The sequence below is a fragment of the Spirulina subsalsa CS-330 genome, from assembly GCF_028330765.1.
Classification (GTDB): domain Bacteria; phylum Cyanobacteriota; class Cyanobacteriia; order Cyanobacteriales; family Spirulinaceae; genus Spirulina; species Spirulina subsalsa_A.
This window is the reverse complement of record NZ_JAQMTY010000061.1, coordinates 21127-41412: the sequence shown is the minus strand read 5'-3', so window position 1 is coordinate 41412 and position 20286 is coordinate 21127. Positions and strand designations below refer to the sequence as shown.

Annotated in this window: 20 protein-coding genes; 12 read left to right on the top strand and 8 right to left on the bottom strand. The window is 52.1% G+C overall.

The genetic code is table 11. From position 1 onward, the window contains the following. Positions 1–203 precede the first annotated feature (203 nt). Positions 204–1712, bottom strand: a complete 1509-nt coding sequence (ggpS, locus tag PN477_RS04245) for a glucosylglycerol-phosphate synthase (protein WP_272122296.1) — start codon at positions 1710–1712, stop codon at positions 204–206. A 427-nt stretch (positions 1713–2139) separates the two neighbouring features. Between ggpS and rimM the strand changes: the two genes are divergently transcribed. Beyond that, positions 2140–2670: a ribosome maturation factor RimM gene (gene rimM, locus PN477_RS04240; RefSeq protein ID WP_272122294.1), complete on the top strand. Its 531-nt coding sequence runs from the start codon at positions 2140–2142 to the stop codon at positions 2668–2670. Here the strand turns inward: rimM and PN477_RS04235 are convergent. Continuing rightward, the gene (locus PN477_RS04235) at positions 2667–3320 is read right to left on the bottom strand and encodes a RibD family protein (protein WP_272122292.1); all 654 of its coding nucleotides are present in this window, start codon (positions 3318–3320) and stop codon (positions 2667–2669) included. The two genes, rimM and PN477_RS04235, sit on opposite strands and share 4 nt — an antisense overlap. Before the next feature lie 153 nt (positions 3321–3473). Between PN477_RS04235 and PN477_RS04230 the strand changes: the two genes are divergently transcribed. After that, the gene (locus PN477_RS04230; RefSeq protein WP_272122290.1) at positions 3474–5420 is read left to right on the top strand and encodes a cache domain-containing sensor histidine kinase; all 1947 of its coding nucleotides are present in this window, start codon (positions 3474–3476) and stop codon (positions 5418–5420) included. Positions 5421–5450: 30 nt separating this feature from the next. On the opposite strand, the gene PN477_RS04225 is transcribed toward PN477_RS04230, so the two are convergent. Beyond that, the gene (locus PN477_RS04225) at positions 5451–5777 is read right to left on the bottom strand and encodes a hypothetical protein (RefSeq protein WP_272122288.1); all 327 of its coding nucleotides are present in this window, start codon (positions 5775–5777) and stop codon (positions 5451–5453) included. Positions 5778–5988: 211 nt separating this feature from the next. Here PN477_RS04225 and PN477_RS04220 point away from each other — a divergent pair, with 211 nt between their 5' ends. The 7 genes from PN477_RS04220 (at position 5989) to PN477_RS04190 (ending at position 13382) form a co-directional block, all read left to right on the top strand. Beyond that, positions 5989–6843 (top strand): hypothetical protein, encoded by an 855-nt coding sequence (locus tag PN477_RS04220; RefSeq protein ID WP_272122286.1) that lies wholly within the window; start codon positions 5989–5991, stop codon positions 6841–6843. A gap of 34 nt (positions 6844–6877) precedes the next feature. Then, positions 6878–7675 (top strand): DNA repair protein RecO, encoded by a 798-nt coding sequence (recO, locus tag PN477_RS04215; RefSeq protein WP_272122284.1) that lies wholly within the window; start codon positions 6878–6880, stop codon positions 7673–7675. A gap of 35 nt (positions 7676–7710) precedes the next feature. Continuing rightward, positions 7711–9129, top strand: coding sequence for an MFS transporter (locus PN477_RS04210; protein WP_272122282.1), 1419 nt, complete (start codon positions 7711–7713; stop codon positions 9127–9129). A 51-nt stretch (positions 9130–9180) separates the two neighbouring features. Next, a complete protein-coding gene (locus tag PN477_RS04205; RefSeq protein WP_272122280.1) occupies positions 9181–10344 on the top strand; it encodes a glycosyltransferase family 4 protein in 1164 nt (387 codons plus the stop codon). A gap of 152 nt (positions 10345–10496) precedes the next feature. Further along, on the top strand, positions 10497–11519 hold the full coding sequence (locus tag PN477_RS04200; protein ID WP_272122278.1) for a hypothetical protein: 1023 nt from the start codon (positions 10497–10499) through the stop codon (positions 11517–11519). After that, complete coding sequence (gene dcm, locus PN477_RS04195) at positions 11512–12786, top strand: DNA (cytosine-5-)-methyltransferase (protein ID WP_272122276.1); 1275 nt, start codon at positions 11512–11514, stop codon at positions 12784–12786. Before PN477_RS04200 ends, dcm begins: the two co-directional genes overlap by 8 nt. Positions 12787–12974: 188 nt before the next feature. Beyond that, a complete protein-coding gene (locus PN477_RS04190) occupies positions 12975–13382 on the top strand; it encodes a hypothetical protein (protein WP_272122274.1) in 408 nt (135 codons plus the stop codon). Positions 13383–13396: 14 nt separating this feature from the next. Here PN477_RS04190 and nfi read toward each other — a convergent pair whose 3' ends face one another. Then, a complete protein-coding gene (gene nfi / locus PN477_RS04185) occupies positions 13397–14059 on the bottom strand; it encodes a deoxyribonuclease V (RefSeq protein ID WP_272122271.1) in 663 nt (220 codons plus the stop codon). After that, positions 14056–15747, bottom strand: a complete 1692-nt coding sequence (locus tag PN477_RS04180; protein ID WP_272122269.1) for an MFS transporter — start codon at positions 15745–15747, stop codon at positions 14056–14058. The genes nfi and PN477_RS04180 overlap by 4 nt, the downstream gene beginning before the upstream one ends. A 100-nt stretch (positions 15748–15847) precedes the next feature. Here PN477_RS04180 and PN477_RS04175 point away from each other — a divergent pair, with 100 nt between their 5' ends. Then, complete coding sequence (locus PN477_RS04175; RefSeq protein ID WP_272122267.1) at positions 15848–16375, top strand: phosphoribosyltransferase; 528 nt, start codon at positions 15848–15850, stop codon at positions 16373–16375. 193 nt (positions 16376–16568) lie between these two features. On the opposite strand, the gene PN477_RS04170 is transcribed toward PN477_RS04175, so the two are convergent. Continuing rightward, positions 16569–17528 (bottom strand): ribonuclease Z, encoded by a 960-nt coding sequence (locus tag PN477_RS04170; protein WP_272122265.1) that lies wholly within the window; start codon positions 17526–17528, stop codon positions 16569–16571. Positions 17529–17976: 448 nt separating this feature from the next. Here PN477_RS04170 and PN477_RS04165 point away from each other — a divergent pair, with 448 nt between their 5' ends. Together PN477_RS04165 and PN477_RS04160 are read left to right on the top strand one after the other, a co-directional pair. Continuing rightward, positions 17977–18495, top strand: coding sequence for a hypothetical protein (locus tag PN477_RS04165; RefSeq protein ID WP_272122263.1), 519 nt, complete (start codon positions 17977–17979; stop codon positions 18493–18495). A 185-nt stretch (positions 18496–18680) separates the two neighbouring features. Further along, on the top strand, positions 18681–19061 hold the full coding sequence (locus PN477_RS04160) for a hypothetical protein (RefSeq protein WP_272122261.1): 381 nt from the start codon (positions 18681–18683) through the stop codon (positions 19059–19061). A gap of 321 nt (positions 19062–19382) precedes the next feature. Here the strand turns inward: PN477_RS04160 and PN477_RS04155 are convergent, their stop codons facing one another. Beyond that, entirely contained in the window at positions 19383–19706 is a 324-nt protein-coding gene (locus PN477_RS04155) for a hypothetical protein (protein WP_072621500.1), read from the bottom strand. Positions 19707–19950: 244 nt separating this feature from the next. Beyond that, a complete protein-coding gene (locus PN477_RS04150) occupies positions 19951–20217 on the bottom strand; it encodes a YciI family protein (protein WP_272122256.1) in 267 nt (88 codons plus the stop codon). Between the last annotated feature and the right edge of the window lie 69 nt (positions 20218–20286).

Here is a 20286-nt window from a genome sequence, read left to right as displayed (position 1 = left end):
GGACAAGGGGATTAGGACAGGCAAGGGGCTTCAGCCCCTTGTTCTAGAGTCTCTGAATGTCCTAACTGCCCTGGCTAGTGCGATCGCCGAGATGTTAGGTGAATCGTTCAGGACGATTGGGTCACGCGAAGCGAACGCTGCCACACAAAACCCCGAATTCCTATCGAGAATCCGGGGTTTTAATACCAGGCAAAATGGAGAAACTAGGCTACGCCTTGGGGCACTTTTTTCGCCTCTGCTTGGAGGGTTTTGAAGATCGTGAGAAGGCGATCGCCCCAATATTTCACATCGTAGGTGGTGACAGTGGCATACATTTTCGCCAACCGTTCCCGCTGTTCCGCTGCCGGCATCGCCAGGGCCAACTCGATGGACTCATCCATTTTCTCTTGAGAATAGGGATTCGTCAGCAACGCTTCCGGCAGTTCCACCGCTGCGCCGACAAATTCCGACAGGAGCAGCACCCCAGTATCCTCCTTATGGGCCACCACATATTCCTTCGCCACCAAATTCAAACCATCCCGGAGCGGGGTTGTCCAACAAACATCGGCGAGTTTGTAGTAACACATCAGGTCAATGGCGTTGAGGGGTTCGGTGAACAGCAGCACCGGAGTCCAGCCCAGTTCAGAGAATCGCCCGTTAATCCGTCCCACGAGTTGCTCGATTTCGTGCTGGGTGGTTTCGTAGATGCGCATCCCGGCGGCAGGGGTGACACAGGTAACAAGGAAATTCAGTGTGCCGTGGAGATCCGGACGACGTTCGAGGAGACGTTCAAAGGCGAGGAGCATTTCTTTATTGCCTTTGACGTAGTCCACACGACCGGCGGCGATCAGGAGTTTGCGATCGCCAAACTCTTCGCGCATTTCCGCTAACCGTTGCTGGGCTTCGGGCCGTGCCAACACCCCTTGAATATGCTCCGGGTTCGTCCCCACCGGGAACGCATCGATATTAATCACTCGACCGTTATAGCCCAGTTGAGAAATCATTTCCGGTTCAGCCAAAGCCGTGCCGGTTTTAGTCATGTGGGCTGGGGGTTCTTCGCGCTTGAGCACTTCAACCGGGCGCAAACTCCGCGCCACATTGACAAAGTTTTCCGAGTAGCGGGGAATATGGAAGCCCACCACATCACAGCAGAGCAAACTATCCACAATTTGCTCCCGCCAGGGCAGGATGTTGAAGATATCCACCGAGGGGAAGGGCGTATGGTGGAAAAAGGCGATTTTTGCGTCGGGCTTTAATTGGCGAATGTAGTGCGGGGCCAGCCAAAGGTTATAGTCATGCACCCAAATCAGGGCATCCTCGGCGGCTTCTGCACAGGCGGCTTCGGCAAAGAGGCGGTTGATGGTTTTAAAGTTTTCCCAATCCGAGGATTCATCGGTGAACTGCCAGGGAAAAGAATGTAGAATCGGCCAAAAGGCTTCTTTTGAGGTGATGTGGTAAAAGTGTTTGACCTGCTCTGCTAAAAGGGGAATCCGGAGAACGCTGTAATTATTATTTTCTTCTTCAACGGTGATGCGACTTTCAAAGGTTACTTTTTGATCTTCGGTGACTTGTTTCCAGGCGACCCAAGTGCCTCGATTCACATGGCCAAAGAAGCTTTTCAGGGTTGGCATAATCCCATTGGGACTTTTCTTTGGGCGATAGCGAACAACTCCGTTTTCGATAATTTCGTCGTAGGGTTCACGGTGGTAAAGAATGACCAAAGAGGATTTCATGGTGCGGATATTAGGGGATAAATGAGTAACGGTGAAGCTATAGCGATCCTCAATCAATCGGAGATCTTATCTCCTCATCAACAAGGGGCTTAAAGCCCCTTGTCTGTTCATGAATCAAATGGGATTGCTATAGGGGGATCTCAATACTGTTACGGGACTGACGCAGACAGACTTAGGGGATTTGCAATTCCGCTACCGATTGAGTTCTGAAAATGCGAGTTTTGTAAAGCAGCGTCAGGCGTGTTGATAAGAGATTCGGTTAATTGTTTGAGCCCTCAGTATGGCAAAACGGTTTGAGAATCTGAATCTTTCCCAAGACTCAGATCAGTAATGCTAATATCTCTCACGAGGCAGAAGACTCGGAGGCGATGCTGTGGATTGGCTGTGGCTTCGTGCTATTCTGGCTAGGCAAAATTCGCGATCGCTCATGGTTGATGCAGACTGGTTAGAAATTGGTACTATCGTCTCGGCCCAAGGGTTACAGGGCGAAGTGCGGGTGTTGTCGCTGTCGGATTTCCCGGAGCGATTTACCCAACCGGGGCAGCGTTGGTTACGACGCGCACCGGGGGCAGAGCCGGAGGCGGTGGAATTGGTGCGGGGTCGGCCTGTGCCGGGGAAAAATCTCTATATCGTGCGGTTGGCGGCGGTGAGCGATCGCACCCAGGCCGAAGCCCTGCGCGGCGCGACGCTCTTGGTCAGTGATGCGGAATTGCCGGAACTCGATGAGGATGAATTTCATGTGGCGGAACTGATCGGGCTGACGGTGATTGATCAAGCCAGCGGCGAGGTGGTCGGTGAGGTGATCGATCTGCGCTCGGCGGGGAATGATTTGCTCGAAGTGCGCCGCGCCGATGACCCGACCAAAACGGTGTTAATCCCCTTTGTGAAAGCGATCGTGCCCGTGGTGGATCTAGAGGGCGATCGCCTCGAAATCACCCCGCCGCCGGGCCTGATTTAGCCGCGCACCACCCGATAGCGCAGAAACAGTTCCGACGCGATCGCCTCACAGGCCAGCAACTCCAACCCCACCGCCGGTAACTGCCCCGCCATCCACGGCACACCCTCCCCCAAAATCAGGGGGCAAAGGGTTAAGCAAATCTCATCCACCCACCCGCCGCGCAGGAGCGATCCGACGATTTGCCCCCCACCCAACACCGCCACCCGCTCCATCCCCTGATCGCCCAGGATTGACCACACCTGACCCCAGTTAATCGCCTCCCCCGTGGTGATGATCGCGTTAAATTCTGGCCGTCCCTGCCAAGGGGTCGCGCCGCTGGTGGTGGTGATTAAGCCCCGTGGGGTGGGTTGTTGAAAAAATCGCCAGCGGGGATCAAGGTCAGCCTGTCGGGAACAGACGTAATGGATCGGTTGGGGCGTTTGGCCGCGCTCGTGGCGTTGGGTGCAGAGGGTGCGATCGCGCACCGTCAGCGTCGTTTGATAGGCCCGTAATGTCCCGGCCCCAAACAGCACCGCATCCGCCTGGGCCACCTGGGCTTCTAAGTGGGCCAAATCCGTCGCTGATCCAAAGCGAGCCGGGGTAAGGGGAGCATCGCTCAGTTTGCCATCGGCGGTAATTGCTAAAACTACGGTGCAGTAAGGATGAACCATCGGCCCCTGTTCTCCCGATTAAATTTGTTTGTGTATTCGGTGGAATCTCCACGGAGAGAGAATCCCTCCCCTATGATGATGGGTAAGGATCTATATGACCCTTGACGGCGATCGCGTCTTCCTTGGTGACTCTTTTTTTGCGCATGTTGCGGTATGCTACAGCCCTCTCCCTCTTCCTTTCGCCGTCTGCTCCTGATCCGACTGCTGTTTTTGACGGTTCCCGCCTTTGTGATTGGTGTCATGATTACCTATGGCATGACCTACCGCCAAGCACGCACGGCCATGCGGCAAGCCGTGGGCAATCATTTAACCGCCAGTGCTGATCGCTACAGCAACGATATTGAGTACGAAATCACCCAGGTTAACCGCGAACTCACCCTAGTTCGGCAGAGTTTCGCAGCCCTGAGTTCCACCTCATCGGACGTACAAGCCTCCCTCACCACGATTAGCCAATCCCTCCATCCGACGCTGGATTGTTTGCAACTCCAAGATCTCCAAACCCGCACCGTCCTCGCGAGCACCTGTCACCAGGAGCGCATTGCGCCCCCCGCCGCCCTGTCTTGGCCTGTGTTTGCCACGCCGTCTCCGGAACATCCTGATCCCCTCATGGCTCCCCTTCCCCCATTGCCCAATCGCGAACCTAATTTTAGCGTGGCGTTGGCGCTGCCGATGGAGGCGATCGCAGCCAATCCCCCAGCGAGCAATCTCGCCTTAGTGGCCCGCGCCACCTTTACCCATTCGTTGGCTGACCACGCCAACGCCTTCGCGGGATATCCGGTCATCATCGACGACACCGGTACAATAGTGCTGCATCGGTCATCGGCTCCCCAGAACCAATCCATTGCTCAATTGTCAGATGATGATCGCAAAACAATCCAAAAGATTTTAGATCAATCCCGCGTCGGGGATCGGGGGGCGATCGAGTTGGTGGATTTTGGCAACAATGGGGCGAAATCGATCGCCGGTTACAAGGTCATTGCCAACCCCCTAATCGGTAACACCAGGGAACGCTGGGTCGTGTTAGCGATCGCCCCCCTCGCCAACACCCTCAAGCCCATCCGCCAGATCCACCACACCCTCCTCACCGGGCTGATTCTCTTAACCGTAACCATGATGGGCCTCACCGTGGGAGCCATCCTGATCATCGCCCGCGACATGGCACGACCCGTAGAACAATTACGCGACTATGTTCTCCAAGAAGAACAACTCTACATCAACGAACGCATTCCCAAAAACTTCCAGATCGAGGAATTCAATCAGTTAGCCGGGGCGATTAATAACATGATTCGCCGCTTAATTAGCTGGGCAGAAGAACTCGAAGGTGCATGGAAAGAAGCGCAGTTAGCCAATCAACTCAAAAGTGAATTTTTATCCACCGTTTCCCACAACCTCCGCACCCCGTTAAACGGCATTATTGGCTCGTTGCAAATCCTGCAAGATGGTTATTGTGACACCGATGCTGAGGAACAAGAATTCTTGGAAAAAGCTCGGCAGTCCACGCTCACCCTCAAGGGCATCATTGACGATATTTTGGATTTATCTCAGTTGGAAAAGGGTCAGTTAGATGTGGAGATTGAGCGCGTTCCCTTAATGACGGTGCTCGAAGATGCGATCGCCTTAGAAACCATGTCCCTAGGGGAGAAGGGGCTACTGTTGGACATCCAAGTTTGGCCCGATGATATTCTCATCTATGCTGATCCGGTGAAATTGCGCCAAGTTTTCCTGAGTATTTTAGACAATGCGATTAAATTCACCCCCGCCGGCCACATTTCGATCAAGACAGCGATCGCAATGCATTCGGGAGTACAGGGGTCTGAGTCGCCGCTACCGCCGCTGCTGCAAAATCTCCACAGTTCTAGCGGGCAATGGGCGGTGGTGTCGATTCAAGATACCGGGGTGGGGATTGCGCCCGAACAGCAGAAAAAACTGTTTCGCCCCTTTGTTTTGATGAATCCTCAGGTGAATGGGGCGGGGTTGGGGTTAGCGATCGCCCGGAATTTGCTCGAACTCATGGGCGGGGCGATCGAGTTAACCAGTGCCGGTGTCAATCAAGGCACGACGGTGACGCTTTATCTGCCCACCGCCCAGCGCCAACGTTAGGGGGAACGCCCCAGGCAAGGGGCGATCGGGTTAGGACTGACCGGAATCCGGCGGGGGGGTTTGCTCGGCTTCGGCGGTTTTGAAAAATTGATAGCCGGCGTAAACGGCGATCGCAATCACCCCCACCACCACTAACGCGCTCAAAATGCGCAGCACGGTATTGAGGATCGAGAGCACCACAAAGGTTCCCAATAACACAATGAACAACTTGCCCAAGGGCGGCAAACCGTCAAACCACCGCTGGGCTTGGTTCAGGATGAAGTTAATCCGAAAGGTTCCCATGGGCATCGCCTTGGGCGTTGGTTCTGTTTTCGTCTCAACGCGGCGTTTCTGGTGTTGGAAGTCGGGTGAATTCATAGCGCAAGGACGGCGTTTTTCTTCATTCTAGGCCCTGTTGCCATCTCTGTTACTCCGGGCGAGGGGAGAACAGACGCATCTGATCCGGTGTCATCATTTGATCGGGATCGGGTCGATCCTGGCCATTGCTCGGTCTCAGAATTGGGCGTTGGCACGTACACTAGGAGCAAGGTGTATCCTGCACGTATTTTTCGCATGAGGAGTGACCAGAATGAACTCAACCGTATTAACCGCGATCGCAATTAGTTCCGGTGTGATTGCGTCCGTCGTGTTTCCCTCCATGGCCCAGGCCGAACCGCTCCCGTTCCCGGAAGAGCCGATGACCGCTGAGGCGGTCGCGACCCCGCTCCCCTTTCCGGAAAGTGGCCTGACGGAGCCACTCCCCACCGTGATCCCTGGGCCTGAACCAATGCCCAATTCTGCGATCGCGCTTCCCACCCGCACCGCGATTCCCACCCACCACCAAGCCCCCGCCAAAAACGACGCAAAGGTCGAATTTCTCAGTTTGGCGGATCTGGCCACCGACAAAACCTCAGCGATCGCGCTGACCAGTTACAGCACCGACACGATGCCCACCACGGCCACAACGGCCCCCCCAGAAGTCGCCCAGGTGAATCGCAATCTCTTTGTGAATCGCCCCTGGAGCTATGTGGGGGCGGGGATCAATTTAGGACTAGAGGGCGATACTGACATTGGTGATACCTCTTTTGCGGTGATTTCTAAAATTGCGATCGGGGATAATCTGTCGCTCCGGCCCGGGGCCATTATTGGGGAAAATGTGGCGATCCTCGTGCCGGTCACCTACGACTTTACCGTGCCCAATGTAGACCCCTTTGAAGCCGCTCTACTCCGTCCCTATGTGGGGGGTGGCGTGGTGTTCACCACCAATGACACCGCCGCCGATGAAGGGGTAGATAATAACGTCGGCCCAATGATTACCGGTGGCCTGGATGTGCGATTTAACGATAAGTGGGTCGCCAATGCCGGGTTAAATGTGGGCTTTTTGGGCGATGATGCGGAGTTTGGCATTGTGATTGGGGTGGGTTATATTTTCTCCAATCGCTAGGGGTTGTTTTGGTTAAACGCTGGGCGCGATCGCCATGAGTCGCACCTATACCGCCACGGGCATTGTCTTGAAGGGGATGGCCATGGGCGAAAGCGATCGCCTCGTCACGATCCTTTCGCCCGATCGCGGTTTACTGCGGGCCGTGGTGCCAGGAGCGCGAAAACCGAAGTCGTCCCTCCGGGGGCGGCTGGAGTTGTTTGTGGTCAATGATCTGCTCGTGGTGCAGGGGCGATCGCTCGACCGGGTGATCCAAGCGGAAACGCGGGAATCCTTCGCGCCCCTCAGTCGAGACTTGGCAAAATTAGCGATCGCGCAATATTGGGCCGAACTCGTCCTCACCCTCGCCCAGAGCGACCACAGCCCCGCCGACCTCTACCACCTCCTGATCCAACACCTCACCCTCCTCACCCACCTCAACCCCACCGCCTCCCTCGATACCCGCGTCGCCCAACTCACCCAAGGCGTGATCCACCTGCTGCACTGGGGCGGGATTGCGCCGCAATGGGATATCTGTTGCGTGACGGGGGCAGCGATCGCGCCCCCCCTGGATAATCCCCGCTGGCGCGTCGGCATTGACTTCGACCAAGGCGGCCTCGTCCTTCTCCCCCCACCCGCCGCGATCCGCTGCCATGCCTACCTCACCAACATTGAAACCTATCTCCTCCAACAACTCAGCCAAACCCACCCCGACTTAATCGCCTCCCCCCAGCTTGGCAGCACCCTTGCCTGGCGCGGCATCGAGCGCATCCTGCGGCAATATACGCAATATCACTTCGGCAATGTCATTCGTTCGGCTGCATTACTTGATACCTTATTCATAGAAGAGTTTTAAGAAACATCTAAAACTCTGTTGTTTCAATCAGTCTTATGCGCACCCTTGACGACACCGATGCAATGGAATTGCCCATGGCATCCCCTGACCGTGATCCTGATCGTGATTCTGAAATAGACCTAACCCCCTCCCCCGACCATGGCCCCGGCTTTGGCCCCATCCTCCGGAATCGTCGCTTTCTGGTGCTGTGGAGTGGGCAAATCTTTTCGCAATTAGCCGACAAGGTGTATTTAGTCTTGATGATCGCCTTGATCAGTAGCCATTTCCACGCCAACGAGGACTTTATTAGCAATTGGGTGTCGGCGGTGATGATTGCCTTTACGATTCCGGCGGTGTTGTTTGGGTCGTTGGCGGGGGTCTATGTGGATCGCTGGGTAAAGCGGGATGTGTTGGTGTGGACGAATCTGTGGCGCGGCGGCTTGGTGCTGTTGATTCCTGGTTTGCTGTGGATAACGCAGGATTGGGGCAAGGTGTGGACGGTTCCCATCGGGTTTGTGGGTTTGCTGGTGATTACGTTTTTGGTCTCTACCCTGACGCAGTTTTTTGCGCCGGCAGAACAGACGGCGATTCCGTTGATTGTGCCGCGATCGCAACTGCTCCCCGCCAACTCCCTCTACACCACCACAATGATGGTGCTGCTGATCGTCGGCTTTGCCGTTGGTGAACCCCTCCTCGCCCTCGTGCAAAGCAGCATCCAAAGCCTGAATCCTCACTGGACATTTGGGCGCGAATTGCTCGTCGGCGGAGCCTATGCGATCGCCGGTCTCCTGCTCCTCTGCCTCAAAACCGGCGAAACCGCCGACAGCTTAGATATTGAACGGCCCCACGTCCTCCAAGACATTCGGGACGGCGTGCAATACCTCCAAGACCATCACCATGTCCGCAACGCCATGGTGCAGCTCATCATCCTGTTTAGCGTCTTTGCCGCCCTCGCCGTCCTCGCCGTCCCCCTCACCGCCGATATTCCCGGCCTCAAACCGGAGCAATTCGGCTTTCTCCTCGCCTCTGGGGGTGTGGGCATGGCGATCGGGGCGTTTATCTTGGGCCATTGGGGTCAACGCTTCCCCCATCTCTCCCTCACCTTCCTCGGTAGCCTGGGGATGGCCGCCTCATTATTTGGCCTGTCTTGGTGGAGTACCCAACTGGTGGGCGCACTCCTGGCCACCGCTGCCCTGGGCTTCTTTGGCGCGTTCGTGGGCGTGCCGATGCAAACCACGATTCAATCGGAAACCCCTGAGGCCCTGCGCGGCAAAGTCTTTGGGTTGCAAAACAATGCAGTGAACATTGCCCTCTCCCTTCCCCTCGCCTTAGCCGGGGTAGCGGCGGCAATTTGGGGATTACAGCCGGTTTTAAACGCTTTAGCTCTCCTTGTCTTGCTCGGAGGCTTGCTGAGTTGGTCTATTTCCCGTAGCGGCGTGGTACCATCAACATCAACAAATGTTACGGAAAGTTAGGGCAAATGTTGCGTTCCTTAACGAACAGTCTGCGCCCACTCCTCTGAATGCATGCACATTGCTTGGTTGGGAAAAAAAACGCCGTTTTGTGGCAATGTCACCTATGGCCGAGAGGTTACCAATGCACTTTTAGATCGGGGGCATCCGGTTAGTTTTCTCCATTTTGCCCAGCCGGAAGCGGCTCACGCTCCGGCCAGTTCCTCCTGTGCAGAAATTGCCCTGCCCTTTCTCTACAAATCCCAGGTTTACACCATTCCAACCCCCAAATCGAGTCGGGTTTTGATGCGATCGCTCCAACACCTCAAGCCCGATCTCGTCCATGCCTCCCTCACCCTCTCGACCCTGGATTTTCGCCTCCCGGACATTTGCACCGCGTTGAATATTCCCCTCGTGGCCACCTTCCACCCCCCCTTTGACAGCAAAATCCGCAACCTCAAATCCAGCACCCAATACCTCACCTATCAGTTCTACGCCCCATTTCTCGCCAACTACGATCGCGTCATCGTCTTTTCCAACATTCAAAAAGACCTCCTCGTCCGTTTAGGTGTACCCGATAGCCGCGTCACGATCATCCCCAACGGCGTGGATATTCAAAAATACTTTCCCGCCCCCTCCCCCCTCAAAGCCCAACTCAACGCCGACCGCCTCTACCTCTACATGGGGCGGATTGCGACGGAAAAAAATGTGGAGGCCCTGTTAAAAGCCTGGAAACAGACCCCCATGGGCCCCCGGACAAAACTCCTGATCGTCGGCGATGGCCCCCTCGCGGCATCCTTGAAACAGTTGTACGGCCCCCAAGATGGGATCATCTGGTACGGCTACGAGGCGGACGAGCAGCGGCGGATTGAGATTTTGCGGGCGGCGGATGTGTTTATCTTGCCGTCCTTGGTGGAGGGGTTATCCCTCGCTCTGTTAGAGGCGATGGCCTGCGGGGTGGCGTGCATTGCCACCGATGCCGGGGCGGATGGGGAAGTGATTGACCAAGGAGCGGGGATGGTGATGGATACCCATGATGTGACGGGCCAGTTAAAAACCCTGCTGCCGATTTGCCGCGATCATCCGGAATTGGTGAAATTGTTGGGACAAAAGGCGCGAGAACGGGTGCTCGATCGCTACACGCTCCATTACAATATCACTCGCCTAGAGCACCTCTATAGCGAGGTGGTGGGAGTGCCGTTGGTGGAATACAACTACAGCCAATGGGGTTCTCTCTAGGGAAAATAGAAATATCATCTAAAGCCAAGCGTAATGCCTTATTTTCAATAAGTTTTATTTATTGTGGTTACTCAAGTAAGTAAGTGAATATTGCTATATTGGAATAGCAGTTACTGAATTGAGAATAATCAAGCAAAGAATAAGGATGATAGATGAAATACAATCGGAGCATTCAAGAATTAGAAGATCATGCTATCTTCTGGTGGCCTGATCATTTAAATCAACAAAATGCATCAATTAGTATTATTCCTGAGTTGCTCAAAACCCAAGATGATTTTTTGAAGATCATTTCTTTATCAAAAAAATCCCCCTTTCAAGTATTTGATTTGATTTCTGCATCTGAATTCCCTGCAAATCTTTTTGTAAAGCATTTATGTGTTTTGGCTGACTATGGAGGAGAACCCATTCAAAGGCTTGGTAGATCATTTCAATCTATTTTTCAGTCAAGCGAAAATGAGTTTTCTATTGATTTTATTTGGAAATCTACGCAATACCGGTATTCTTTTGAAACGCTTCCTGTTCGTGGATTGAATAATAAAAAATTATTCATAGATGGTGATGGATTACGTAAAAAGAAAAAAATATCCGGTATCTATAAAGATATCATCATCATTCTAATGTTTGGGTCTACGTCTACAGTGAGTGATGAAGCAGGCTTATCTTCTTGTGAAATTGGAACCTTACTTGGTACAACAAGTATCCTGGAGAAGTATGTCAAAGAGCGCTATATAAATGTTAGCAGAATAACTGGTGGAGCCAATGCAAACTCATTAGGTCAGCTTGCCCAAAGAGAAGTTTTTGATTATCTTAGAGATTCACTTGGTGATGATTTCCGTGTAACAAGTAATGGTTATATCAATTTAAAAGGATATAACAAGAAAGGAGGAATGCCGTTTGATATTGTTGTAGAAAAACAAGGAAAGAAAATTGGAATAGAAATTAGCTTTCAAGTTACAACGAATAGCACTATTGAACGCAAATCGGGACAAGCTGTTGATCGCTTCAATTTGATGCACGCTAATGGGCATAAGATTGCTTATATTTTAGATGGGGCAGGAAATTTCCAAAGAAAGTCTGCCGTATCAACTATCTGTTCAAACAGCGATTGTACTATTGCTTATTCTAAAAAAGAGTTTGCAATTTTATCAAGATGGATAGGAGAGGAACTTGATTAAGTTTATAGATTTATTTGCAGGAACAGGTGGAATGCGCTTAGCTTTTGAGCAGGCTTGTAATGAACTTTGTATTAATCATGAGTGTGTGTATAGTTCTGAGATAAATAAAGATTCTTGCTTGTCTTATGAGATCAATTTTGGTGTCAATCCTCATTCTGACATAACTAAAGTTACTGAGTTTCCAGATTTTGATTTTCTGCTAGCTGGTTTTCCTTGTCAGCCTTTTTCTTATGGGGGTAATAAGCAAGGGTTTGCTGACACAAGAGGAACTTTGTTTTTTGATATAGAAAGGATATTGCTGCAAAAAAGGCCATTATACTTTTTGTTAGAAAATGTCGAAGGATTGATGACGCATGATTATGGCAGAACTTTTGAGACCATCATTGATAGATTAAGAAAACTAAATTATTCCGTTGAATATCGACTGCTTAATTCCAGCAATCATGGTGTGCCTCAGAACAGAGTCAGAGTTTACATTTTAGGTGCTTTCAAGCAAGCAGTTAGACTAACAATTAATAGTAATAAAGGAGCATCTGATACACATAAATTCAAAAGGCATAAAGAATGGTATCAAATGTCTCTATTTGACAATAAAGAAGCACAATTTTTAACGGTGAAAGATATATTGGAAGATAGTCCTAATCCAAAGTATTCCTGTTCTGAGGACTTTATTGAAAAACTACGAAAGGTAATAGGTAATAACTTCAATAAGCTTCATGGCTATAGACTCATAGACTACAGAGGAGGAAAATCATTACACTCTTGGCAGCTAGGATTAAAAGGTGAATGTACTTCGCAAGAAATCAATTTCATGAATTTACTTATTGAGAATCGCAGGAAAAAAAAATTCGGAAAAAATCAAGATGGCAAAAAATTAACTAAAGATCAAATATTGACTTTTTATCACGATGAAAACTTTGAAGAAGTAACCAGGTCATTGATAAAAAAAGGGTATTTAGGTTGTCATGAAGGTAAATATGACCCGGTCTCTGGAAACATGTCATTTGAGATATTTAAGTTTCTTGATCCTGATGGTATTTCTATCACTCTTACTGCCTCCGACTCGAACAGATTAGGCATCGTGCAAAATAATATTCCTAGACGTATAACGCCAAGAGAATGCGCCAGGTTACAAGGCTATCCCGACAGCTATAAGCTACTAGATAATGATGATGCTGTTTATAAACAAATGGGAAATGGTGTATCTGTTCCTGTTGTAAAAGCAATATTAAAAGATTTTATCAAGCACAACATAATAGACTGCTAAAAACATCTAAAAAAAGTAACAAGGGCAGATTTCTGGCTGGGATTAGATGGGCATAGTCTGCTGAGGCTGCATTGATCATGATTTCCGGATTGTCAAGATCAGATTCTCAGCATAATGGCTGATCTTGTCGGTGGGGCGATCGCACCATTAGCGTCAAGATGTACCGCTGGTCTTGTACATCCTTAACTATGGCTTACTTAAAACTCCTCCATCTCTCTAATGCTCAGCCTTCGATTAGGCCCAGTGGGTGCGATCGCACCACTCTCACCCTCCAAGTCCATTTCAAACCCCGTGAACTCCGCCACAATTGTGATTATGGTATTCACGGTGTGCTCTATCCCGCGATGATGTCGCCTAAACAGTCGAGTCGTTGTTGTGTGGTGATGGTGCATTTCAATCCCCAGGAATGCCGCTACGGGTGGGGTCGTTGGTTTCCCTGTGGCTGGGCACGCCCCCACGATCACGCCATTACCCAGGTTCAACTCCCCCCGGCGATCCGTCTCACGGCTAACATCGCCACGATTCCGGCGCAATTGGTGTTGATGGCTTCGCAAACATCCCCGGTGTTTAACGGATTGACCGCGATCGCTTCATAACGACCGCTGCCCGGTTAGGCCGTTTTCGAGAGGCGATCGGCGCGGCGGGTGGTTTCGGGGAGGCGGTATTGGGGGGTACAGCGCAGCACATAGTCGATCGCGGTGGGCAGGCTGAGGCGATGGCCGATGGAAATGTAGAGGGGTTTGGTGTGGGAGCGCGATCGCACCACGGCCCCAATCGTTTCATCCCCGTCCATCAATGGAACCCAATCCCCCTTTTCCTGTCCCGGTTCCCCATGGATGCCGATAAACCGCGACTTCGCCACCCCAATCGTCGGACAGTCCAACAGCACTCCCAAATGACAGGCCAAGCCGAAGCGGCGCGGATGGGCGTAGCCTTGGCCATCACAGAGCAGCAGATCCGGGGTGAGGGTGAGTTTCGCTAAGGCAGCTAACAGAGCGGGCACTTCCCGAAAGGAGAGATAGCCCGGCACGTAGGGGAAGGTGGTGGGAATCTCTGCGATCGCTTCTTCTAGCACCTCCAACGCGGGAAAACTCAACACCACCACCGCCGCGCGGGTGATGCCTGCGACGCGATCAAACCCGGCATCGAGACCCGCCACCCGTTCCACGTTGCCGAGGCGATCGGTGGTGATCACCTGCGATCGCAACTCGGTTTGGATCAGTTTTGCCTCGGCAACGGTGGGCGACCACGGATGATCCAATTTGGCTTTCATGGTGATGCGTCCTCCTCGGCTTGCAGTTTTTGTTGGGCAAGGCGTTCGGCCAGTTGGCAGCGAATGTTGTCGTGGACGCTGCGGGTGATGGGGTAGAAATACACCAAAATCAGCCCCAAGAGGAGGATAAAGATGGGAAACGGGCCAACCACGAGGCGAATGGCGGTCAGGGCGCTATCGGGTTGAACGGGTAACGGTTCACCGGGGGCGCGTTCGACGAATCCGGCAGAGTCGAGACCCTGACCGACGAGAAAAAGGGCGAGGGCGAGGCCGAATTTTTGCAACAGCACCATAAAGCCGTAGAAGATCCCTTCGCGGCGTTGGCCGGTGTTGAGTTCATCCCATTCAATGATGTCGGGAACCATTGACCAGGGGATTAGATAGGCGACGGAGACCCCACAACCGGCCAGGGATGCGAGGAGATAGAGGGCGGTAACTTGGCCCGGTTGGAGGAAAAACAGACCGCCTTGGGCGATGATCCAGATGCTGGTGCCGAGGGCGTAGACGATTTTTTTGCCGACGCGATCGCTCACCTGTTTCCAGACAAAGAGCATGATTAAGGCTGTCCCTTGCACGGCGATCGCCACCCCCGGAAAGGCCTCTTCTGGGAGGTTCATCCAACTCACCACAAAGTAAATCAAAATCGACGCGGTTAACTGCACCGCCAACCAAGAACAAAGGTAAATCCCGATCACAAACAGAAACGGCTTGGTTTTTAACACCACTTTTAATTGGGTGAGGATCGGGATATTGGGAGCAGCGGCGGCGAGCGATCGCGCCTTCTGAGCCACCTCACCCACCAAATGATCCTCCGGCGTGGAAAACACCAGGGTGATCCCAAAGGCAACCCCCAGCACTCCCAGCAACACCGCCGCAATCATCCCCCAATGGCTCGCCCCACCCACAATCCAACTCACCCCCAAAAACACCCCTAACCCTCCGGCCCCGATCACCCCATAGCCCAACCCCTGCCGGATTGATGCCGGAATGATTGGATCAGCCCCCCGTTCGCGGATGCGCAGCGCACACCAAAGAATCGCCACCACGGAAATCAAAGAGCACAACAGCCCCAGGGCCCAATATTGCATCAAGGGATCACCGGGATACAGCCCAAAGAGAATCTGCGCCAAAATCAAAGACAAAATACTACCGCTAATTGAAAACGCCATCCGAAAACTATTCAGGCCGGTGCGTTCGTTGTAGTCCTGGGTGAGTTCTGGGGTGAGGGCGGTGTAGGGTAGGTTAACGGCGGTATAGGCCAGGTTGAAGAGGATCGCGATGATCACATAATAGGCAAATAAACCCCATTGATTGACGACGGGATCGGGGCTAAATTCCGGCACGAGCCATTGCAGGAAAAACAAGACACTGAAGGGAATCGCGCCGCCCACCATCCAGGGCAACCGCCGACCCCAACGGGTACGGGTGCGATCGCTCAAAATCCCCGTAATCGGATCATTAATCGCATCGGAAATTTTCCCAATCGCCAACACCGAACTCGCCAGCCCGGCCGAGAGACCCGCCACATTCGTAAAAAAGTAGAGCAGAAAAAAAACTAAAACATTGGCCGTGATCGCTGGCCCTAAATCGCCAGCACCGTAGGCCAACTTTGTCGTGAAGTTGAGGCGCTCCACCACATGATCCGGACTAGCAGCGAGGGGAGAATCCGACGAAGGGGATGAGTTCATAGCACAGGGTTCACTATCAACAGTATGGCAACACAATTTTTGTTAAAGAGTTTGTCATACTCTATTGGAATTGTTGTTCCTTCTCACTATACGCAGGACTATGTCAGATCTTTATGTGTCTTGGTCAGATTACCACCAAAAAATTGAGCAATTGGCCGCGCAACTCTACCGGTCTGACTGGCAATTTAACCAGATCGTTTGCATTGCCAAGGGTGGCTTACGGGTGGGGGATGTGTTGTGCCGCTTGTATCACTATCCCTTAGCGGTGATGTCCGCCTCGTCCTACCGGGGGGAAGGCAACCGCCAACGGGGTCAAATTCGGTTCTCGGATCATCTCTCGATGACGACGGAAACCTTGGGCGATCGCGTCCTCGTGGTGGATGATTTAGCCGATTCTGGCGTGAGTCTCCGCGAGTCGAAACAGTGGTTACTGGATCACTACGGCGACACGATCCGCGAAATTCGCACAGCAGTGCTCTGGTATAAGGCTTGTTCTGTGTTCAAGCCGGACTACTATGTGGACTACCTCAGTGATAATCCTTGGATTCATCAACCCTTTGAATACTACGAAGAAACTCCAATCGCTGAGATAGCCGCGAAGTATGAAGGAGCGATCTCCACCAACTAGTGCCGTGGCACAGCCAAAATCGTGCTTTATCGTAGGGTGGGTTAGGCGGCTAAAACCTAGGCTATAATTGCAATTCAGCAATCCGCCGTAACCCACCGATCAAAGCGTGTCATAACAGCATTGTCCCAGGAGCAGCGAGCTAGAAGCTCGCACTACAGCGGGTTCCAGGAAATGTGAGCCTAGATGAGTCTGCTCATCCCAGCGCATTAGCCGCGATGCGCTCACGATGGCGCGGCACGCTGTAGGTCAAAAAGTCCTTGGCTAACAGGGTTTGGGGGAAAATGGCCTGGGCTTCGGCCAACAAGTCCCCCAGTTGGATCGGGTTGCCCGGTGCATAGCGGGGGCTAAAGTGGGTCATGATCAACTGTTTCACCTGGGCCAAGAGGGCCACTTGGGCGGCCATCGTCGAGGTGGAATGGAGCCGATCAAAGGCCATCTGGGCATCGTGGTGGGCAAAGGTCGCCTCGTGAATCAACAGATCCGCCCCCTGAGCCAAATCCACCGCCGCATCACAAAACACCGTATCCGTGCAGTAGATGACCGTCCGTCCCGTTTCCGGTGGTTCGCAGAGATCCGCACCGTGGATGGTGCGTCCATCGTCTAACGTCACGGTTTTGCCTTGTTTGAGCGCACCATAGAGGGGCCCGGCGGGAATCTGGAGGGCTTGGGCCTGTTCGATGCGAAACCGGCCGGGGCGGTCTTTTTCGGCGATGCGATAGCCGTGGGCGGGGACGCGGTGATTGAGTTTGGCGCAGTGGACGCTAAACTCGGCATCTTCGTAGACTAAGCCGGGTTGAATGCGATGGACTGTCACCCGTTTGCTGATGTCCATGTAGGAGTAGCGGCTACAGGCGGCGATGTAGTCGCCGAGGCCGGCGGGGCCGTAGATGTCGATGGGTTGGCCCGAACCGGCGAGGCCACAACTGGCGATTAAGCCCATCAGGCCGTAGATGTGATCGCCGTGCATGTGGGTGATGAAGATGCGGCGAATTTGGGAGGGTTTGATGTCGCTGCGGAGGAGTTGGTGCTGAGTGCCTTCGCCGCAGTCAAAGAGCCAAATTTCAGCCCGCTGGGGGAGTCTTAGGGCGACGCTGGAGACATTGCGCGATCGCGTTGGCACACCAGAGCTAGTTCCGAGAAAGGTCACGTCCACAGGTTTGATCCGCTGAAAGGAATGCAGTTTTGATCATGCCAGACTTTTGGGATTCTGGCTTGCTTTGGAGAGGAGCGATCGCAAATTCGCCCCTCAAAATCGTTGCGGCATCCCTCAACGGTTACGCTATGATCGTTGCACAGAGTCCCCATCGCTTCGGGTCAGGGTCATCGACGGCTTGCAATCTCCTTGAAATTACTGAGTTATGATGTGTCCATTGTGACAAAAATATGACTGAGAAGATCAACAGATACGCGGTCTTTTATTTTGTGAGCACGTTTTAAAATAAAGATAGGGTCTTATAGGCGAAGGCGTTGAGACGCATTCCGATGCAAACCGGTGCGGTTTCATCGTCCAGTATCTTCCTCCGGTCGAATCGGATACTGAGCCAACGCCATCCACCGATTGTGATTGAATCTTGAAATGACAATTCAGTCTTGAACGAACGATGTCCCAATACGCACTGAGCACAAACCCCCTCTTTCGTCCCACGCAAGTCCTCAATCAATTGCGGAGTGGGCAAGTGTTCTACGTCAAAGCGCGACGGGGCAACGGCATGATCATTTGCCATCCTCATTTCGCCGAAGTGGTGGGGCCAGGGGCAATTGTGGGCGGTGTGGTGGATCTAGACTGTGCGCGGTTGATTCCCATTGGCCGGGCAGCGTTGACCTATCCGGAAACCTTTGAGCGCAAGTATCGGGCTTTTCATGTGCGCCGCCAATGGATTGAGGCGACCCAAAAGGCTGTCGATTGTGAGGTTCCCCTGAAGCGGGCGCGGCGGATTGTGGTGATGATGCGGCAATATTTTGGCCGACGGGCGATCGCTGAAATTCCCGATGAAGTGCTCGGCAATCTCGTGGGTGTCTTTCCCCAAACGATTGAACTGGCTCGCCACAGTTTACGCCAGCGTCCAGGGGCGATCGCTCCCCCGCCTCACCCTTCCCCCCAAACCCTAGTCCGAAACTAACGCCACAATCCCCAAAATCATCACAATCCCATTAAGCAAAAATACTCAGTTTCATCCCAGACAAAGACCTGAAATTCCCGATAACAGGTATCATTTTCCCATGTCTCAGATGCACCCATTCCCCCTATAATGGGAACTTGGCGATACAGTCATTCAGACTTCTTGATGAGTCTGGAGAAAACGCAATGGGCAAGAACCTGGTCAATATGACCCTTTTATTCGTGCAAGACGATATTGAACATATCCTTGCAACACAATCCGAATGTATTCAACACTACTTCCAGCAGCATGATCTGATTCCTGAGCTTTTAGCCTATGTCCTCAGTCGAATCCCGAACGTTTATGCTGTATTTGATGAAGGGCAAAATCCCCCGCATTTGTCCCATGTCAATTATGAATCTGCCGAGCGTCAACTGCAACGGGAAAATGTGATTATGCGGGGAATTCATGCCGTCTTTGAAAAAAGAAGCCATGCCATGCTTGCGAAGGCTGAAAAATTGCAGAATCATATCTCACAATCACACCTCAAATTCCAATTCCAAGAAAATAATCCCCCCCGTTCTTGAGCGATCGCTCACCAGACTGTGAGCCAATGATCCTGAGGGTTGACCTCGCCCGCGTTTAATCCCCCTCTGTCGTCAAGGCAACGAGCTAGAAGCTCGCACGACCGAGGATTCTAGGCAGGGTGGTGTGAGCCTCTGGCTCACTCATACCCCTCCAGATTCGTAACTTGGGTTATAGATAATAGCCCCGTGGGAGAGGGTTAGGTAAGGGCTTGAGGCTAAATGCTTCCAATTTTCTAAAAAAAAAAGGAGGAATAGCCTCCTTTTCAGTTAGTTATATCTTATAGACTAAACGGTTGAATGGAACTGAACAATATTGCCACCCTATCCGGCGGATGGTGCGGCTTTTTGGCTCAGCGATCGCGGATTGTCCAAAGATAGCTGATTGGTCGTTTGTTCTTCCTCAAGAGGAACAAACTCAATATGATTCAACAACGTGGTCACAAAGGCAAAAACCAAGAACGGCAAAGAGAGCACGAGGATGATCCCAATTGTTAAGAAGGCGTAAGCTTGGCGAGTGCTACTCCAGAGGGCTAACGTTGTGGCTAGGGAGATAAAAATGACAATTAACCAGATAATGATCTGACCATAAATATCACCAAAGGTGAGGGTGCATTTCATGCAATACTTTTGCGGTTCGTTATCCATAGGATTCCTCAATTCAGGTTGTGTGGGGCAATGGGCCTTGCTTATCTTGTAGACGATATTTCTCGATTCGTTAGCGAGTTTTAAGATGATTTTACATTCAGCTTCAAATAGGGGCGAATATTTTGTGCATATTTACCTATAGCAATCCGATTTGATTCATGAACAGGCAAGGGGCTTCAGCCCCTTGTTGATGAGGAGATCAGATCTCCGATTGATTGAGGATCGCTATATCTAAAATCGTCAACTATTGCACCACAATGCACCATTCATGGAGTTCGTACTGCACACATTGATTCTGAATCAGGGGATCATTCTCGACGATCGCCTCCGCTGCCGTGCGAGATTCTGCCCAAAACAACAGCATCCCGCCGCCATAGTCGCCCCAGTAGCCTGTTTTTGCTTGGTGACCGTTGGCGATTAACTGCTGCACATAGTCACGATGGGCGGGGACATGGCGATCAAAGATTGATTTTTCAACGATCCCTTTTTCAAGTTTGACAAACCAAGGCATGGAAAACACTCAACAATAGTTGCGACCTTCATGATAGCGATGGATCGGGAGGGAGAATCTAAAGACTCT

Coding starts and splice junctions, on each gene's coding strand:
- PN477_RS04220 (WP_272122286.1), top strand. CDS start 5,989: ATGAACTCAACCGTATTAACCGCGATCGCAATTAGTTCCGGTGTGATT.
- PN477_RS04210 (WP_272122282.1), top strand. CDS start 7,711: ATGCGCACCCTTGACGACACCGATGCAATGGAATTGCCCATGGCATCC.
- rimM (WP_272122294.1), top strand. CDS start 2,140: ATGGTTGATGCAGACTGGTTAGAAATTGGTACTATCGTCTCGGCCCAA.
- ggpS (WP_272122296.1), bottom strand. CDS start 1,712: ATGAAATCCTCTTTGGTCATTCTTTACCACCGTGAACCCTACGACGAA.
- PN477_RS04175 (WP_272122267.1), top strand. CDS start 15,848: ATGTCAGATCTTTATGTGTCTTGGTCAGATTACCACCAAAAAATTGAG.
- PN477_RS04160 (WP_272122261.1), top strand. CDS start 18,681: ATGGGCAAGAACCTGGTCAATATGACCCTTTTATTCGTGCAAGACGAT.
- PN477_RS04180 (WP_272122269.1), bottom strand. CDS start 15,747: ATGAACTCATCCCCTTCGTCGGATTCTCCCCTCGCTGCTAGTCCGGAT.
- PN477_RS04190 (WP_272122274.1), top strand. CDS start 12,975: ATGGCTTACTTAAAACTCCTCCATCTCTCTAATGCTCAGCCTTCGATT.
- recO (WP_272122284.1), top strand. CDS start 6,878: ATGAGTCGCACCTATACCGCCACGGGCATTGTCTTGAAGGGGATGGCC.
- PN477_RS04235 (WP_272122292.1), bottom strand. CDS start 3,320: ATGGTTCATCCTTACTGCACCGTAGTTTTAGCAATTACCGCCGATGGC.
- PN477_RS04205 (WP_272122280.1), top strand. CDS start 9,181: ATGCACATTGCTTGGTTGGGAAAAAAAACGCCGTTTTGTGGCAATGTC.
- PN477_RS04155 (WP_072621500.1), bottom strand. CDS start 19,706: ATGGATAACGAACCGCAAAAGTATTGCATGAAATGCACCCTCACCTTT.
- PN477_RS04150 (WP_272122256.1), bottom strand. CDS start 20,217: ATGCCTTGGTTTGTCAAACTTGAAAAAGGGATCGTTGAAAAATCAATC.
- PN477_RS04225 (WP_272122288.1), bottom strand. CDS start 5,777: ATGAATTCACCCGACTTCCAACACCAGAAACGCCGCGTTGAGACGAAA.
- PN477_RS04230 (WP_272122290.1), top strand. CDS start 3,474: ATGCTACAGCCCTCTCCCTCTTCCTTTCGCCGTCTGCTCCTGATCCGA.
- nfi (WP_272122271.1), bottom strand. CDS start 14,059: ATGAAAGCCAAATTGGATCATCCGTGGTCGCCCACCGTTGCCGAGGCA.
- PN477_RS04165 (WP_272122263.1), top strand. CDS start 17,977: ATGTCCCAATACGCACTGAGCACAAACCCCCTCTTTCGTCCCACGCAA.
- PN477_RS04200 (WP_272122278.1), top strand. CDS start 10,497: ATGAAATACAATCGGAGCATTCAAGAATTAGAAGATCATGCTATCTTC.